Annotated in this window: 18 protein-coding genes; 2 read left to right on the top strand and 16 right to left on the bottom strand. The window is 31.2% G+C overall.

Translation table 11 applies throughout. The annotated features are described in order from the left end of the window. Position 1 precedes the first annotated feature (1 nt). From aroA to rsgA, 7 genes are read right to left on the bottom strand one after another with little or no spacing between them, the layout of a single operon-like run. The gene (aroA, locus tag BUC09_RS04160) at positions 2-1,246 is read right to left on the bottom strand and encodes a 3-phosphoshikimate 1-carboxyvinyltransferase (protein WP_073308924.1); all 1,245 of its coding nucleotides are present in this window, start codon (positions 1,244-1,246) and stop codon (positions 2-4) included. After that, entirely contained in the window at positions 1,246-1,572 is a 327-nt protein-coding gene (locus BUC09_RS04155; RefSeq protein ID WP_073308922.1) for a DMT family transporter, read from the bottom strand. Before BUC09_RS04155 ends, aroA begins: the two co-directional genes overlap by 1 nt. Before the next feature lies 1 nt (position 1,573). Continuing rightward, positions 1,574-1,900: a nucleotide pyrophosphohydrolase gene (locus BUC09_RS04150; protein ID WP_073308920.1), complete on the bottom strand. Its 327-nt coding sequence runs from the start codon at positions 1,898-1,900 to the stop codon at positions 1,574-1,576. A 2-nt stretch (positions 1,901-1,902) separates the two neighbouring features. Then, on the bottom strand, positions 1,903-3,831 hold the full coding sequence (locus BUC09_RS04145) for a DUF3857 domain-containing protein (protein ID WP_073308918.1): 1,929 nt from the start codon (positions 3,829-3,831) through the stop codon (positions 1,903-1,905). Between the two features lie 15 nt (positions 3,832-3,846). Beyond that, positions 3,847-5,742: a DUF3857 domain-containing protein gene (locus BUC09_RS04140; protein WP_073308916.1), complete on the bottom strand. Its 1,896-nt coding sequence runs from the start codon at positions 5,740-5,742 to the stop codon at positions 3,847-3,849. Between the two features lie 6 nt (positions 5,743-5,748). Next, complete coding sequence (dtd, locus tag BUC09_RS04135) at positions 5,749-6,201, bottom strand: D-aminoacyl-tRNA deacylase (protein ID WP_073308913.1); 453 nt, start codon at positions 6,199-6,201, stop codon at positions 5,749-5,751. A gap of 3 nt (positions 6,202-6,204) precedes the next feature. Then, positions 6,205-7,173: a ribosome small subunit-dependent GTPase A gene (gene rsgA, locus BUC09_RS04130; RefSeq protein ID WP_073308911.1), complete on the bottom strand. Its 969-nt coding sequence runs from the start codon at positions 7,171-7,173 to the stop codon at positions 6,205-6,207. A gap of 63 nt (positions 7,174-7,236) precedes the next feature. Here rsgA and BUC09_RS04125 point away from each other — a divergent pair, with 63 nt between their 5' ends. Beyond that, positions 7,237-7,680 carry a hypothetical protein gene (locus BUC09_RS04125; RefSeq protein ID WP_073308909.1) on the top strand — a complete coding sequence of 148 codons (444 nt, stop codon included), beginning with the start codon at positions 7,237-7,239 and terminating at the stop codon, positions 7,678-7,680. 24 nt (positions 7,681-7,704) lie between these two features. Here BUC09_RS04125 and BUC09_RS04120 read toward each other — a convergent pair whose 3' ends face one another. The 8 genes from BUC09_RS04120 to BUC09_RS04085 form a co-directional block, all read right to left on the bottom strand. Next, on the bottom strand, positions 7,705-8,784 hold the full coding sequence (locus tag BUC09_RS04120) for a bifunctional 3-deoxy-7-phosphoheptulonate synthase/chorismate mutase type II (protein WP_073308907.1): 1,080 nt from the start codon (positions 8,782-8,784) through the stop codon (positions 7,705-7,707). 2 nt (positions 8,785-8,786) lie between these two features. Further along, positions 8,787-9,662, bottom strand: coding sequence for a prephenate dehydratase (locus tag BUC09_RS04115; protein ID WP_073308905.1), 876 nt, complete (start codon positions 9,660-9,662; stop codon positions 8,787-8,789). Between the two features lie 245 nt (positions 9,663-9,907). Next, positions 9,908-10,594, bottom strand: a complete 687-nt coding sequence (gene folE / locus BUC09_RS04110; protein WP_073308903.1) for a GTP cyclohydrolase I FolE — start codon at positions 10,592-10,594, stop codon at positions 9,908-9,910. A gap of 32 nt (positions 10,595-10,626) precedes the next feature. After that, the gene (locus BUC09_RS04105) at positions 10,627-10,938 is read right to left on the bottom strand and encodes a TIGR03643 family protein (protein ID WP_073308901.1); all 312 of its coding nucleotides are present in this window, start codon (positions 10,936-10,938) and stop codon (positions 10,627-10,629) included. A 57-nt stretch (positions 10,939-10,995) separates the two neighbouring features. Continuing rightward, entirely contained in the window at positions 10,996-12,471 is a 1,476-nt protein-coding gene (locus tag BUC09_RS04100) for a cryptochrome/photolyase family protein (protein WP_234972515.1), read from the bottom strand. Positions 12,472-12,502: 31 nt separating this feature from the next. Then, positions 12,503-12,670, bottom strand: coding sequence for a DUF2256 domain-containing protein (locus tag BUC09_RS04095; protein WP_073308899.1), 168 nt, complete (start codon positions 12,668-12,670; stop codon positions 12,503-12,505). Beyond that, the gene (locus BUC09_RS04090; RefSeq protein ID WP_073308897.1) at positions 12,651-13,958 is read right to left on the bottom strand and encodes an ABC1 kinase family protein; all 1,308 of its coding nucleotides are present in this window, start codon (positions 13,956-13,958) and stop codon (positions 12,651-12,653) included. The genes BUC09_RS04095 and BUC09_RS04090 overlap by 20 nt, the downstream gene beginning before the upstream one ends. Then, positions 13,955-14,629, bottom strand: a complete 675-nt coding sequence (locus tag BUC09_RS04085) for a TetR family transcriptional regulator C-terminal domain-containing protein (protein WP_073308895.1) — start codon at positions 14,627-14,629, stop codon at positions 13,955-13,957. The genes BUC09_RS04090 and BUC09_RS04085 overlap by 4 nt, the downstream gene beginning before the upstream one ends. 119 nt (positions 14,630-14,748) lie before the next feature. Here BUC09_RS04085 and gldA point away from each other — a divergent pair, with 119 nt between their 5' ends. After that, positions 14,749-15,645, top strand: coding sequence for a gliding motility-associated ABC transporter ATP-binding subunit GldA (gldA, locus tag BUC09_RS04080; protein ID WP_073308893.1), 897 nt, complete (start codon positions 14,749-14,751; stop codon positions 15,643-15,645). Positions 15,646-15,684: 39 nt separating this feature from the next. Here gldA and metF read toward each other — a convergent pair whose 3' ends face one another. Then, complete coding sequence (gene metF / locus BUC09_RS04075; protein WP_073308891.1) at positions 15,685-16,641, bottom strand: methylenetetrahydrofolate reductase [NAD(P)H]; 957 nt, start codon at positions 16,639-16,641, stop codon at positions 15,685-15,687. Position 16,642: the final 1 nt, after the last annotated feature.

The raw sequence follows: 16,642 nt of genomic DNA, 5'->3' as shown, positions 1-16,642 counted from the left end.
TTTATTCCATTTGAAAACCAACCGATTTTAGGTCATTCCAAAAATCAGGATAGGATTTCGAAACTACTTCAGCTTCTTCAATAATTATTGGAACACGAAGTGCAAGTGGTGCAAACGCCATTGCCATTCTGTGATCTTGATATGTTTTTATCGCGATATTTTCATTAATAGAAGTCGAAGGTTTTAAATGTAACGATTCGTTTGTCACTGAAATTGCAGCGCCTAATTTGGTTAACTCCGTTTTTAACGCTTCCAAACGATCGGTTTCTTTAATTTTCAAGGTATGTAAACCATATAAATCACAACCTATTCCTAAACCAAAACAAGTTACTGCAATCGTTTGGGCAATGTCGGGACAATCTTTTAGGTCATAGGTAAAAGGTAAAAGGTTATGGGCTTTTACTTTTGAAATTGTGATTGTATTGTTTCCGTTGAAAATAGTTTTTACTCCAAAATTTTGATAAATTTCAGCTAAAGCAGCATCACCTTGTAAGCTATTTTTCTTGTAGCTCGATAAGGTAATTTGGGTTCCAATTTCAGACAAAGCCACGATAGAATACCAATAGGAAACTGAACTCCAATCGCTTTCAACCGTTAATCGTGTTGCTCCGACATATTTAGCATGACCAACTGTAATTATATTATTTTCAAAAGAAGTTTCTATCCTAATTTCATTTAACAATGCTAACGTCATTTTGATATAAGGAACAGAAGTGATTTCTCCTTCTAATGTCAATTCCAAACCATATTCTAATTTTGGCGCAATCAACAACAAAGCCGAAATATATTGGCTACTTACATTCGCAGGTAGAGAAACTTTATTTTGCGTTAGTTTTTTCCCTTTAATTTGAATTGGAGGATAGCCGTCGTTTTCGACATACGAAATCTCAGCTCCCAGTTGTTGTAATGCTTCAACTAAAATTTTAATTGGTCTTTCTTTCATTCTAGAAGAACCTGTTAAAACAATTTCCTTTTCTTCTTGGATAGCAAAAAAAGCAGTAAGAAAACGCATGGCAGTTCCTGCGTGATGCACATCTATTGTTTGGGTGATGGGTGATGGGTGATAGGTGAAAGCTAATGCTTTTTGCATCACTTCTGAATCATCTGAATTAGAAATATTATCTATAGTCAAATTAGGATACAACGCTTGTAAAAGCAACAATCTATTTGTTTCTGATTTACTTCCCGTTATTGTAACTTTTAACTCTTGATTTTTGACTTCCGATTTTTGTAAATGTACATTCATTATTCAGAAACATATTTTAATCCAACGATGGAGGCAATTAATGCCATTAGAAAGAATATTCGCCAGAAAGTTGCGGGTTCTTTAAAGATAAAAATCCCAATTAAAACACTTCCTACTGCTCCAATTCCTGTCCAAACGGCATAAGCAGTTCCAATTGGAATATCTTTGGTAACTTTTACTAATAGTACCATGCTAATGGTTAGGCATACTAAAAAACCTAAATACCAAAGCCACATGGTTTGCCCAGAAGTTTCTTTTGCTTTACCTAAACAAGTAGCAAATGCTACTTCAAAAAATCCGGCTATAATTAGTAAAATCCAACTCAATTTATTTTAATTTATCGTTGTTATGATGACGATCGTGATCACGTTTTGTTTTTAAATCCATTTTTTTATCGAATGCTGCCTGTAAATCAACTCCTGTTTGATTTGCCAAACATAAAACCACAAAAACTACATCGGCCAGTTCTTCGCCTAGGTCTTTGTTTTTATCACTTTCTTTTTCCGATTGTTCACCATAACGACGCGCTATAATTCGAGCAACTTCACCCACTTCTTCGGTTAGTTGCGCCATATTTGTTAATTCGTTAAAGTAACGAACGCCGTGCTCTTTAATCCAATTATCTACGTCTAATTGTGCGTTTTTGATGTTCATAATTATACTTTTTTAAGTACGATTTTTTCTGTTTGTTTTTTAATCATTTCACTAAAAAACTCTTTTAAGTCACTATAATAATCTTTAGAAATTAAAGGCAAATTAACTTCAGTAGTCACTTGCAATTGGATGTTTTTTTCATTTGCTGATAGCATATACTTAAAACTTAAATATCCTTCCAAAGCATTTAAATGTATTTGTTTTGGAAAACTATCGACAATATATCCTTCAGGTATATTTATAACTATATTATATTTATCTTGAAATGGATATCCAAAATCAACAGGGTAATTTCTTGTTTCCAACTTAAATGGGTTTTCTTCAATTTTAAGAAATGCAAGAGGAGAGAAATATAACTTATCGCCAATTTTTTCAACTGCTTTTGTATCCCTAAAAGAGAACATTTCAATAAAAGGTTTATCAATTTCAATTTTATTTTGGCTCTCGTAATCAGATATTTCTATACCATCATATCTATTTTCTAACTTTTCGAGATAAGAATCTTGGTTTAGTTCATTATAATTACTTCTTTGATTGAGAGCATAATGATTTGTTATTTGTTTTCTAATTTTACCCTCAAAAGAACCTTGAGAATTAATATTACAAAGCATATTAACATTCTCCAATGATTTATTTTTGACATTTAAATCAATTTCATTAAAACTGCCATTTTTTCTAATTATTCTCCCTGTCCAATTCATTGTTCGAAGTGGCAAAACATTTGGCATAGAAAATTTATCTGTAGCATCTAATAAAATAACATCATTTTCAATCTCAACAGCCGAAACTACGTAATTAAATGCGCTACGGGAAGGAAATAATGCAATACCATTAGATTTTGTGCTCACTAATACAGGATTAGCATCAACATTTGCAAATCTCAACATAGCAGTTAGCATTAAGTTAATTTCAGCGACATTCCCATTTTTTAATTCATATGCTTTTTTTACACCTTGTTGACATGTATAACCATATTTTTCATTCCACTTAACACGTTCCTTTACAAATTTTAGAACAGCACTTATTTTGTCATCACGAGTTATTTTATCTTTTAAAACAACTTCTAAATCCTTTTCAAAATATCCGGTTTTCTTTAACTCATCTCCAAAATCAGAATCTTCATATACATTTTTAACGACTCCTTGCCAATCTAAAGATAAGTTTTGCGCTGGTCTACTTGGATATTCAATAGAAGCCAATTCACTTTTCAAAATTGAAGTATAATTTCTAATATTATCTACAAAAGCCTCAGTTTTTATGGAAGGTAAATCTTTTCTAAAATAGGACTTTTTAAGTTCATTGAATTTAGAATTAGCAATTTGTGCTTCCTCACTATTAATTGATTCATAACCTGAGATAATAAACCTATACCTGAAATAAGAAGGAATATATAAATTGTAGGAAACATAATTTACAGGCAACTCTTCTTGAAATTGAAACTCATTTAGATTTGAAATAAAAGGGGATTTTAAAGAGTATGAAAACTCGATAATACTCCCTACTTTCACATCTGCAAGAACAATTTTTTTAGTTGACCACTTTTCATTTGTAGCTTCTGTAAATTTAGCATCTGATTTCATTTTTGTTTTAACAATAGCACCATTTACTAAATTATAAGTAACAGCATCACTAAAAGACAAACGTTCTCCTGATCCACCGGTATAATATGAAGCTTCTTGATTTGCATATTTCAATCCATCTTTCTTATAAATTTTTATCTTACATTTAATTTCTGTCAAATAAGTCCAGTTCCCATCAGGATCAAGATTAAATCTAGTCTCTCCAGTTTTAAATAATATTGCAGCAGAAGCTGTTGTATCTTTAGGGTGTATGTTTTCTTTTAATTCTTCTATTGTAACTTTTCCTAATTCATATTTCTGAGCATAACTTTGTACAACAAAAAATAAAGCAAGTAAAAATATTTTTTTCATATTGTAGATATCTATTTATTTTAAGATTAATTTTGAATTATCACTTTTAGCAATCTGTTCCCTAAACTGTCTATACAGCTCATAATCAGTAGATTCGTATTTTCCTTTTTTTAACAAAAGTTTTCTAGTAAATAAAATTTTACTGTCATTCAAAATTGTAATTTCTAATAAATATTTTCCAAATTTATTTTCTAATTCAATTTTTTCAGGTTTAAAGATTATTTTTTTATTACTAGGTATTAAAATCTCTATTGTATCTTCATCATAAAACCCATGTGTTATTTTAAAACCTGTTTTTCTGGTTCTATATCTTTTGGGTATGTTGGAGTTTTGATTAAAAACATTAACATTCATAACCCACTCTCCATTTATTTCTTTAAGATAGTCTTTTACAGACAAATTAAAATTTTCTGTAAATTCAACTTTATCTCTGTTGTTTTCAACTTTAAAATTATTGAAAGTAAAACCATTAAGATGAGAATATCTATACTTTAAAGTCTCTTCTAATTTTTCAGGAGTTAAAAACTCTTCATGTGAGACGTAAACATATTGATTACCTTTAAATTTTAATTGTACATTTCCAGATATGCTTCTCAAGTCATTGACAATGATATTTCCTTTTGTTATCTGGGAATTATCAAAATCAATATAATGATTTGTTCTTGTAATCTCTCCTCCATCGGGTTTGACTATTAAAGCTAGTCTATCATCTGTAAAGTTCCCCTGAAACCCAAAAGCTTCGGTTTGACTAGTACATTCTAAAAAAACATACTTCTTATCAATTGGAACTGCCAATATAACATGATTCCCTTGCATAGAAACAAAATCTTCGATTAAATCCTTTTTATCTCTATCACCATAAATAATAGTATAATAAGAATCAATTCCAGCTATTTTTAGCAATGCTTTTGTATAGTTAGTTAATGCTTTACAATCTCCATACCCTAATCGATCAACATTTTTAGCCAACATAGGTTTCCAACCTCCGATACCTAATTGAATACTCACATATCGATTTTTATCTTGAACATACTTGTATACAATTTTTGACTTTTCTATAATATCAGAGGTATTGCTGGTCAATTCTAGAATTTTTTTCTTAGTTTCCTCCGAAACTTCATCATTTCCTAACAAAAGCTTTTCATTCATCCAAATTCCAAAATCTTTCCATGTTTTTGCATTTCCTTCAACTCCCTCCAAATAAAATCTATCTAGTCCAAAAATCACATAAGGAAATTCATACGAAGAGAGCTCTTCAAGCTTTTTTGATTCAACATTTTCTATTGAAAAAATAAGTTTATTTACTGACTCTTTCTTTTGAATAGGCGTATCCTTTTCAAAATTAATCTCTTTGAATTTAAACCCTAAATCTGATGGAAAAGAAATTTGAAATTCTGATTTTTGAACACTTTCTTCAAAATCGTTAATTGGATACCATTTTGGTAAAAAAGCAGTATTCGAAGTTTCCACTTCGCTTTCATAGACTAAAGTAAAAGGATATTCAGTTGGAGTATAATTAAGATGTAAAACCCTTGAATCAGTAATGTCGCCAGCATCCCCTGCGACACTTACATCTACGAAATCTTTTCTTTTTATCTTCTTAATTTCAACACCTGCTTGGCTATAGACAGTAGCTTCAATGGATTTTACGACTCTAGATTTATCAAAGTACTCAAACGCATCTATATTTGACAACCCATTTTTATTAAAAACTGTTATTGCCTTAAAATTCTTAATGTTTACTTTTGAAATAGAGATTATCTCTATTAAATCTTTTTGATCCCTTATTACAGAATTCGCATTTGTTTTTAAATTTTCAGGTATCAAATCTACCGAATAATTGTTTTTTTGGGCACTTGTTTTAATGTTAATAAACAAAAAAAACAGAATAAATAATAATCTTACTCTCATTTAATTTCAATCTTTATTTTTAGTATCTATAATTATAGTCACTGGTCCATCGTTCACTAAAGCCACTTTCATATCAGCTCCAAATTGCCCAGTTTGTACTTTTTTTCCTAATTCTATTTCCATTTGTTGTACAAAAGATTCATAGAGCGGAATCGCAACATCTGGTTTTGATGCTTTAATATAGCTTGGTCTATTTCCTTTTTTTGTTGCGGCGTGTAATGTGAATTGACTAACTACAATCATGTCCCCATCAATATCTTTTATTGAAAGATTCATCACTCCGTTTTCGTCACCAAAAATTCTAAGATTTGCAATTTTTGAGGTCAACCAATTTATATCTTCTTGGTTTGAAGCATCTTCTATACCAACTAGAACCAACAATCCTTTTTGAATAGTTGCAACCTTTTCACCTTCGATTGTTACAGATGCCTCAGAAACTCTTTGTATTACTGCTCGCATGGTCTAAAATTTATTAGGATCTCTTTCACTTCCATAAATATCATTTCGATAGGTTTCATCATCTCCTTCTAATATTTGCAAATATGAATTGTATCGAGACCAAGCTATTTCGTCATTATCTAATGCATCTTTAACAGCACAATGAGGTTCTTCTTTGTGCAAACAGTTATTAAACTTACATTGATCTTTTAAGGCAAAAAACTCTGGAAAATAATCTCCTATTTCTTGTTTTTCCATATCTACAATTCCGAATCCTCTAATTCCTGGTGTATCTATGATTTTAGCTCCAAACGATAAATCGAACATTTCTGCAAAAGTTGTGGTATGTTGTCCTTGAGAATGTGAGTCTGATATTTCTTTTGTCTTCAGGTTTAATGCAGGTTCTAACGCATTGACCAAGGTTGATTTCCCTACACCAGAATGACCGGAAAACATTGAAACTCTATCTTTCATTAAATGTTTTAAGTCATCTAATCCTTTTTCTTCTTTAGCCGAAACTCTCAAACATTGGTATCCAATATTTGAATAAATATATTGTAAATAAAGCTGCTCATCTAAAGTAGCTTCATCATAAGTATCTATTTTATTAAAAACTAAAACTGCTTCAATTCCGTAAGCTTCGGCAGTTACTAAAAATCGATCAATAAAACTTGTTGTGGTAACAGGATTATTAATAGTTACCAATAAAAAAACTACATCTATATTTGATGCAATGATATGAGTTTGCTTGGAAAGATTCACAGACTTACGAACGATATAATTTTTTCTATCGTGAATTTTTGTAATTACACCAATAGTTTCATCTGCAGAATTATCTAAATCATAATCTACAATATCTCCCACCGCAATAGGATTAGTGCTTTTAATTCCTTGAATACGGAATTTACCCTTTATACGGCATTCTAAAAATTGGTTTTCTTCAGTTTTTATCGTGTACCAACTTCCGGTAGATTTATATACTATTCCTGTCATGTGGCAAATATACAAGAAACTATTTTTTTTATTATTTTTAACATTACTTAAAACAAACTAATTATGAAAAAAGCTCTATTTACTCTTTCCTTAATTTTGGTTTCTATCCTTACTCATGCTCAACAATTTGAATACAAGGTTATCACCTGTGTAGAATCTATTGTTCCTAATGGTTTAGGTAGATCAAGATTGATTGATGTTGAGGACAAAAGAAATTATAAAGACTTTGCCTCTGAACATAGCTCTGGTAGAAATAAAAGTGACCGAGGTGACATTCGTGTAGAAAATTTCGAAGAAACAAAACTTTTAAATTTTTATAATTTAGGTGGTATTCGATTCGAAAACATAGCTGCAAATGACGCCATAATAACTTCTAAATTGAACGAACTTTCTAACGAAGGTTGGGAATTATTCCAAGCCTTGAGTGGTGTAGAAAGTGATGCTGGAGACAAAGATGGCCAAGGTATTTACATTACTCGATTTGTATTTAGAAAATTGAAAAAATAAGATAAAGCCTTAAAAGGTTTTATCTTATTTATATACCTTCTCCTGATGATTAATACTTTCTTGATGTATTGCTTTGAAAATTTTCAAAACAAATTCCTCACTTAGTCCTTTTTCTTCTCCGTCTAAAATCATTTTTCCAAGGATTTCATTCCATCTGTTATTTTGAAGGATTGCCACGTTCTTTTCTTTCTTTAACAAACCAATTTGATCAGCCACTTTCATACGTTTTCCGAGAATTTCTAAAAGTTTCTCATCAAACTCATCAATTTGTGTTCTTAATTTTGAAATACGTTTATGATAATCATCAGTCTCATCACTTGTTTTACGAACTTTCAAATCAACAAACATTTGTTTTAAAGTATCTGGTGTTACTTGCTGAGCAGCATCACTCCAAGCTTCGTCTGGGGTACAATGTGTTTCAATCATTAATCCATCAAAGTTCAAATCCAGAGCTTGTTGTGAAACTTCTTGAATCATATCTCTTTTCCCAGTGATATGAGATGGATCACAGATTAAAACTAAGTCTGGAAATTTATTTTGCAAGTCAATCGCTATTTGCCACTCAGGATTATTTCTATACTTCGATTTATCATAAGTAGAAAATCCACGATGAATCATACCAAGTTTTTTGATCCCTGCATTATACAAACGTTCTAACCCTCCTATCCATAATGACAAATCAGGATTTACTGGATTTTTCAATAAAACTATTTTATCAGTATTCTGTAGAACATCTGCAATTTCTTGAACAGCAAATGGATTTACCGTAGTTCTTGCACCTATCCAAAGAATATCTACATCATGTTGTAAAGCCAATTTCACATGCTCTGCAGTAGCCACTTCTGTAGCAATTAACAAGCCTGTAGCAGCTTTTGCCTTTTGTAACCAAGGTAAGCCTATTGCTCCTACCCCCTCAAATCCTCCTGGACGAGTACGAGGTTTCCAAATTCCTGCTCTAAAAACAGAAACATCAGAATTCTTTAATTCATTTGCCACCGCCATTATTTGTTCTTCTGTTTCGGCGCTACATGGTCCTGCAATTACTAATGGATGATTTAATTGTAAATCGTCTAACCATTTTCTATTTTCTTTCTTTATTTCCATCACTATTCACTTAATACTATTGCTTGTTCTTTATTACTATTTTTATTTATTGGCATAACACCTGACTGATATTCTCCTAAGACTTTAAAATGTGTTGTCATGATTTCTAATACACTTTTTGCCTTTTCAAAATGTTTGTATTTATCAAAAACTACATCCACAAAAAAAGAATATTGAAATGGCTTTTCAACTATAGGCATAGATTGAATCTTAGTTAAATTCAACTTACAATTATTCATTACATTTAATATTGTTGCCAAGCTTCCTGGTGTATCATCTAACTCAAATTTTACCGAAGCTTTATTAATTTCTTTCTGCTCTAAAACAGACTTATCCTTTTGCAGGATCATAAACCTTGTAATACTACTCTCAACTGATTGCACTTCTGGTGCAATTATTTCAAGTTCAAAAACCTTAGCCGCTGTAGGGCCAGCCAATGCGGCTATTCCTTTTATTTTTTCATCACAAATTCTTTTAGCAGTTATTGCAGTATCAGAACTTTCTATAATCTTAATACGCTTGTGTTTTTCTAAAAATTTAGCGCATTGAAGCAGCGCAATTGGATGCGAATGCACTTCATTAATATCATCTATGTTTTGTCCTGGCAAGACCATTAAATTTAAACTAATTTTTAAAAAATATTCTCCTAAAACACTAAATTCATTTTCATCGATTAAAGCATAATTGGGTATCAAAGCACCAGCTATAGAATTTTCTATTGCCATAACCCCATAATTTACTAAACCCTTATTTAATCTTTTGGCAACTTCTTTAAAAGATTTACATTCGATCACTTCGATATCTTCACCAAAATAATTGTTAGCCACTTCTTGATGAAATGAACCATTAATTCCTTGAATTGCAACTTTAGTTTTCATGTTCTACTTTTTAAAAATGAATTCCGAACAAAAATTTGAATAAAAAAAATCCCGATGTGGTCTACATCGGGATTGCATTGAATATTAACTTTATATTTTTAACTTAAGTTTACACAATAACAATCCCTTTTCTGATACCAGAAATAAAAGAAAAAATTGTTAAAATATGTAAATAAGTTATTCATGTATTTGTAATTGTCTGTTGCAAATATAAAAAACTAATTAAATCATTCTTTAAAATAAATTTAAATTTTTAAATAATTATGCAATTCAATCACTTTTTGTTCATTTTGAAACTCTCCTCCATAATAACTTGTAACTGTGGCTGAACTTTCATCTTTTATACCTCTAGATGAAACACATAAATGTTTTGCATCGACAATAACTGCAATATCTTCTGTTTCTAAAATTTTTTGTAGCTCCAACCCTATTTGCATTGTCAATCGCTCTTGTACTTGTGGTCTTTGCGCAAAATATTGAACTATTCTATTGATTTTAGAAAGACCAATTACTTTTCCTTTTGAAACATAAGCCACATGTATTTTCCCATAAATAGGCACGAAATGATGTTCGCAGTTAGAGTAAAAAGTTATATTTTTCTCTAGTAACATCTGATTGTATTGGTATTTGTTTTCAAAAAGTGCCACTTGAGGTTTATTTGCAGGGTTTAATCCACAAAAAATTTCATCAACATACATTTTTGCAACACGTTGTGGTGTTCCCTTTAGAGAATCATCATTCAAATCAAGTCCTAAAACCTCCATAATTTCCCTAAAATGAAAAGCAATTTTTTCTTTCTTTTCCTCATCAGCCATAACAAATGCATCAGGCTTAATGGGTGTCTCAACGCTAGTAAACAAGTGATTGTCTCCAATTTCATCAATTGAAAAAGAAACTAATTTCGACTTATCTATTTCTGGATTTTTTGTCATGGGATCTAGATGTATTGGTTTATAATTATATTCTATCTTTTTGCTATTTTATTTCCTGTAATTTGTCTTTGCCTACTGCATTTAAACCGGCTAATTTCGGGATTGCGTTTGTGCAAATGTTTTTGGCTTACGCCTGAGTTCACTCTCTTACGCCACAAATTAAAAGATGATCGTTTCAATTCTTTTCGCATCAATTGAATCACTTCATTTTCCGGTAGTCCAAATTGGTATTCAATGGCTTCAAAAGGAGTTCTGTCTTCCCACGCCATTTCAATAATTCGATCAATTTCTGCTACAGTTAAATTTGCATTTTTTCTCGGTGCTATAATTTTTTCTTCCTTCATTTGGTATTTAGCAATTTCTGGTTTGGATTAAAAATTGTGCTCTTTGATTTATTTTTTCTAATTCATTTTATCCATTTTATTCAACAAGGCATACATCATTTTCATGCGTTGATTGTTTTCAAACCGATTCCTATTTCGATCTAAGAAATGCCAGTACAAACTATTCAAAGGACAACTATTCTCTTCGATTTTGGTTTTTTTATCATAACTACAATTCGAACAATAATTAGTCATCTTATCGATATAATTCCCCGAAGAGATGTAAGGTTTGGTAGCTACAATACCTCCATCGGCAAACTGGCTCATTCCTCGTGTATTGGGCAACTGCACCCATTCTATTGCATCTACATACACACCAAGATACCAGGCATCTACTTCATTCGGATGCGTCTCCATCAATAGCGCATAGTTACCCAACACCATCAACCTTTGAATGTGATGCGCATAGGAATTGTCCAAAGAGTTTTGCGCACATGTTGCTACACATTTCATTTTTGATTTCCCTGTCCAAAAAACCTCAGTTAATGGATATTTGTTTTCTAGAAAATTACTTGTTTTTACTTCTTCAAATTTATTCCAGTACACCAATCTTACATATTCACGCCAACCTAATATTTGGCGAATGAACCCTTCTACCTGTGCTAATGCGATTGTATCTTGATGTTGATAAAAATAGTTTTCGGTTTCTTGGACAACTTCTTTAGGACTTATCATTTTCACATTCAGTGCAAAAGACAAATTAGAATGAAACAATAGCGCTTCCTCCGTATGCATAGCATCCTGATACGTACCAAAATGAGGCAATAGAAACTTTAAAAAATAGTTCAATTGTTCTAATGCTTGTTTTCTTGATTTAGGATAATTTGAAACGGTTAGTTGCTTTCCAAAAGTGGTAATTTCTTTTTCCTTCAAATCATCTAGTATATCTGTCACTTCATTTTTAAAAAGTAATGCGCTAGGAATAGTCACTTGGTTTTTCCATTTGTTTCTATTTTCCGAATCAAAATTCCATTTGCCTCCTATAGGTTTATCATTTACCACTAAAACATGGAATTTCTTCCGTAAGTGCCGGTAAAAATTTTCAAGCAAATAGAATTTTTTTTCCGCACCTAAGTCTGCAATTTCTTTTAAACTGCAATAAAAATGTTCGCTTTCAAATGCTTTAACTTCAAATGGAAAAAGTCCTTTGAAACTTTTAAAATCCTGATACAATCTATATTCATCCGGCAATTGATAATGCAGCGCTTCTACTTGAAATTGGGATCGTAAAAACTGAATATTTTTTTCAAAAGAATGATGATTAACCGCATCGTTAATTTTAAAATAATATACTTGAAAACCTTTGGATCTCAATTCTTCGGCAAAATTGCGCATCGCGGCGAAAAAAGCCACCACTTTCTGATGATGCTGTAGCACATATTCGGTTTCAGACTTTATTTCCATCAAAACATACAAATAGCATAACGTATCCTCTTCTTGAAACCAAGAATGTTTAGTATTTAGTTGATCTCCTAAAATCAATCGTAAAGTCATAATCTGAATGTTCTATTTACAAATCAAAAAATTATAATTCGTATGATTTTTTACTTTCTTTTCTGCAAGCATCGCTACAATATTTTACTTCTTCCCAATTTTTCTCCCATTTTTTACGCCATGAAAATGGTTTTTCACATGTGACGCAAATTTTGGAAGGCAGATAGGATTTATTTCCTTTATGATAGGTATTTTTCAAAATCGCTGATTTTAATTTTTGCTTTGATATCAAACATTAAATTGTACAACCCAAAGAAAGTCCTGTTGACATAAATAAAATGCTTTGAACCTCTATTTCCATTCATTTTACGAAGTTCCTTATCGTTTGCAAACTTTTCACTTAAAGCGGCTATTTTCCCAAAGAATTCAGGATTAGCAAAATCGAATTCCGACATGTGAATTGGTTCCGTAAAAACGGATAACAATTCATGAAACATAGCAGTAAAAAATTCCTTTTCCTTTGGACTATCTGTTTCTTTTAAAATTTCTAATTCGAATAACTTCATTTTAAAATAGTCCATATCCGCCAAAGCACTTGGTGCTGAAACTTCAAAATAAGGCTTATAAAATGACTCCGGAATTTGTTTCATACAGCCAAAATCGATAGCAATTAAATTTGCTTCTTCGTCAACCAAGAAATTACCCGGATGCGGATCGGCGTGAAATTTTTTCAATTGATGAATTTGGTACATATAAAAATTCCATAGTGTCTGTCCTACTTGATTTCTTTTTTCTTGTGAAGTTTCAGTGGCACAAAACTCAGACAAATGCACCCCTTTCATCCAATCCATTGTAATAATTTTATTGGAAGAAAATTCTGGATAATAGCTTGGAAGTTTTAAATTTTCGATGATTAAACATTCTTTTCGAACAGTCTCACTTTGTTCTAATTCCAATTTATAGTCTGTTTCCTCTGTTAGTTTGTCTTCAACTTCCTGAAAATATTCATCAGAAGTACCTTGCAAATTGAACATTCGAATCGCTATTGGTTTAACTAAAGCAATATCAGTACTTATACTTTCTCTAACCCCTGGATATTGAATCTTTACAGCTAGCTCTTTCCCTTCTTTTTTGGCTCTGTGCACTTGGCCAATACTTGCGGCATTGATAGAATCAAGAGAAAATTCATCAAATAATTCTTCAGGATATTTTTTAAAATAATTTTTAAAAGTTTTACGTACTAATGGTGCAGAAAGAGGTGGTACAGAAAATTGTGATAAAGAAAACTTTTCTACATACGATTGCGGTAGTAAATTTTTCTCCATACTTAACATTTGCGCTACTTTTAGTGCACTCCCTTTTAATTCTTTAAGTCCGTCGTAAATATCAGTGGCGTTATTTTCATGAAGTTTATCTTTCGTTAAGCTAGGATTAACTACTTTTTCGCCGTAATATTTAAGGTAATTCCCTCCTACTTTAACACCTGTAGTCACTAATTTGGCTACACGTTCCATTTTATTCGTTGGAATTGAATCTATTTTTTTCATCCTTTTGTATTAAAATTTCCAAATTTTTCTTTCCAGATGAATTTTCCGAAATCCAAAATACTTTCAATAGGTACATTATAGACCATATCAAAACTTGCTTTAACTGATTTTTCAATAAACACATCTGTTTTTTCAAAATTGACAGAAGTATCTTCCATCCAATATTTCAGTATAGACAAAAATTGTAACCAAGCGCCTTCATGCACCACTCGATTTTGTATGTCTGTAATTTTTTGATTTTCTATTTTATAAGGTGTAGCTAAAACGGTTTTTACATATGATAAGAAATCTTTACGAAGTGTTTTTAACTTCATTAAATTTCTCAAAGGCATTTTTTCTTGATTTAACAAATACATTACAAAGCTTCTGTTTGCTGTAGCTACTTCAAAAAAGGTAAAATAAAAACATGATAATTTTTGAGATGCATCATACTTCTCATATTCTGAAGTAGCAGACAATAATCCTAAACTATAATGCAACATATCAGAAAAAAACTGTTCTTCTAAAGCTTCAAATGAGGCAAAGAATTTATAAAAATCTGTCTCTTCCATCCCATTATTTTTCGCAAACTCATAAACAGAATTTGGCCTTTTACCATTTGTAAGTACATAATCTGAATAAATAGACACAAAAGCATCTTTGTTTATTTCTATTGATTTTTTCTTTGCCATGATTTTATTTTTTGTCTAACAAATTTACAAAAATGTTAAACAATTTTATACCGTTAAGCAATTAATTAACAATCAAGCTATAATTAAAATTTATTACTTTTGTGGCAAATCACCCTAACATGTCAATTGAAGTTCAAAATATTTCTAAAAGCTACGGCACACAAAAAGCCCTAGACAATGTTTCATTTAAAGTTAACAAAGGAGAAATCGTAGGCTTTCTAGGTCCTAATGGCGCAGGAAAATCAACTTTAATGAAAATTTTGACTACCTACATCAATGCTGATGAAGGTGTTGCCAAAGTGAATGCTTTTGATGTAAATGCGAATCAAATTGATGTTCAAAAATCGGTAGGTTATTTACCAGAACACAATCCACTATACTTAGATTTATACGTTAGAGAATATTTAACTTTTAATGCTGATGTTTACAAAGTAGATAAATCTCGCATTGATGAAGTAATCACTTTAACTGGACTTACTCCCGAAGCACATAAAAAGATTGGACAATTATCGAAAGGTTACCGTCAACGTGTGGGACTAGCAACTGCACTATTACACAATCCGGATGTTTTAATTTTAGACGAACCAACAACTGGATTAGACCCTAACCAATTAGTTGAGATTCGTGAATTAATTAAAAACATTGGCAAAGACAAAACGGTTTTTCTTTCTACTCACATTATGCAGGAAGTTGAAGCTATTTGCGACCGAGTAATCATTATCAATAAAGGAAAAATAGTAACTGACAACACCATTGAAAATTTAGTTCAAGAAGTAACTGAGCAAATCATTGAAGTTGAATTTGATAAAATCGTTGAAGAAAATCTAATTGCCACAATTCCTAATATAAGTTCATTTACTAAACAAGGTAATACTTGGGAATTAACTTTTACTTCGATTGAAGATATGCGTCCCACAGTTTTTGATTTTGCTCAAGCCAACGGATTAAAAACATTACAACTTTCTCAGAAAAACAAGGATTTAGAAAGTGTATTTAGAGAGAAGACGAAATATTAAAAGGCTGCAAAAATGCAGCCTTTTTAAATCTCATATATTTTAAAAAACTTCGTTAGCAATCGCCTTAATATTTTCAGCTTTACCCATAGAATAGTAATGCAATACTGGAATTCCAGCTTTGACTAATTCTTTACTTTGTGCAATACACCACTCGATTCCAATTTGTTTTACTGCATCGTTGTCTTTTGCTTTTACAACAGCCATGATTAAATCATCTGGCAGATCTACCTTAAAACGGTGTGGAATTAAATTCAATTGTTTTTTTGTTGCAATCGGCTTCAATCCGGGAATAATTGGAACTGTAATTCCAGCAGCTCTACATTTTTCAACATATTCAAAAAACTTCTGGTTATCAAAAAACATTTGGGTAATGATATAATCTGCACCATTTTTAATTTTTTGTTTCATGAAATAAATATCACTATCCATACTTGGTGCTTCCATATGCTTTTCTGGATAACCTGCCACACCAATACAAAAATCGGTTGCATTAGAGTTTTGCAAATCAGCGTCTAAATACAAACCATTATTCAAATCACTGATTTGTTTTACCAATTCAGAAGCATAAGCGTTTCCTTCCTTTTCAGCTTTAAAATAAATTTCACTTTTCACAGCATCACCACGCAATGCTACTACATTATCAATACCAAGGAAATCCAAATCAATCAATAAATTTTCCGTATCTTCTTTGGTAAAACCTCCACATAAAATATGCGGAATAGCATCTACATTATACTTATTTTGAATACCTGCACAAATCCCAACAGTTCCTGGTCGCTTTTTTACAATTTTCTTTTGTAATAAACCATTTTCCAATTCTTTGAATTCGTATTCTTCACGATGATAGGTCACATCTATAAATGGAGGATTGAATTCCATAAGTGGATCAATTCCGTCAAAAATACATTGAATATTCTGTCCTTTTAAAGGAGGAAGTATTTCGAAAGAAAAAAGAGTTTTTCCGTTGGCTTTTTCTATATGTTGCGTTACTTTCATC

It is taken from the genome of Flavobacterium terrae (genome assembly GCF_900142035.1).
GTDB classification, from domain to species: domain Bacteria; phylum Bacteroidota; class Bacteroidia; order Flavobacteriales; family Flavobacteriaceae; genus Flavobacterium; species Flavobacterium terrae.
The sequence above is the reverse complement of the archived record's forward strand: the minus strand, read 5'-3'. Positions and strand labels throughout refer to the sequence as shown.

Coding starts and splice junctions, on each gene's coding strand:
- BUC09_RS04105 (WP_073308901.1), bottom strand. CDS start 10,938: ATGAAGGAAGAAAAAATTATAGCACCGAGAAAAAATGCAAATTTAACT.
- BUC09_RS04140 (WP_073308916.1), bottom strand. CDS start 5,742: ATGAGAGTAAGATTATTATTTATTCTGTTTTTTTTGTTTATTAACATT.
- BUC09_RS04100 (WP_234972515.1), bottom strand. CDS start 12,471: ATGACTTTACGATTGATTTTAGGAGATCAACTAAATACTAAACATTCT.
- BUC09_RS04150 (WP_073308920.1), bottom strand. CDS start 1,900: ATGAACATCAAAAACGCACAATTAGACGTAGATAATTGGATTAAAGAG.
- gldA (WP_073308893.1), top strand. CDS start 14,749: ATGTCAATTGAAGTTCAAAATATTTCTAAAAGCTACGGCACACAAAAA.
- BUC09_RS04115 (WP_073308905.1), bottom strand. CDS start 9,662: ATGAAAACTAAAGTTGCAATTCAAGGAATTAATGGTTCATTTCATCAA.
- metF (WP_073308891.1), bottom strand. CDS start 16,641: ATGAAAGTAACGCAACATATAGAAAAAGCCAACGGAAAAACTCTTTTT.
- BUC09_RS04125 (WP_073308909.1), top strand. CDS start 7,237: ATGAAAAAAGCTCTATTTACTCTTTCCTTAATTTTGGTTTCTATCCTT.
- rsgA (WP_073308911.1), bottom strand. CDS start 7,173: ATGACAGGAATAGTATATAAATCTACCGGAAGTTGGTACACGATAAAA.
- BUC09_RS04090 (WP_073308897.1), bottom strand. CDS start 13,958: ATGAAAAAAATAGATTCAATTCCAACGAATAAAATGGAACGTGTAGCC.
- aroA (WP_073308924.1), bottom strand. CDS start 1,246: ATGAATGTACATTTACAAAAATCGGAAGTCAAAAATCAAGAGTTAAAA.
- BUC09_RS04120 (WP_073308907.1), bottom strand. CDS start 8,784: ATGGAAATAAAGAAAGAAAATAGAAAATGGTTAGACGATTTACAATTA.
- folE (WP_073308903.1), bottom strand. CDS start 10,594: ATGACAAAAAATCCAGAAATAGATAAGTCGAAATTAGTTTCTTTTTCA.
- BUC09_RS04085 (WP_073308895.1), bottom strand. CDS start 14,629: ATGGCAAAGAAAAAATCAATAGAAATAAACAAAGATGCTTTTGTGTCT.
- dtd (WP_073308913.1), bottom strand. CDS start 6,201: ATGCGAGCAGTAATACAAAGAGTTTCTGAGGCATCTGTAACAATCGAA.
- BUC09_RS04145 (WP_073308918.1), bottom strand. CDS start 3,831: ATGAAAAAAATATTTTTACTTGCTTTATTTTTTGTTGTACAAAGTTAT.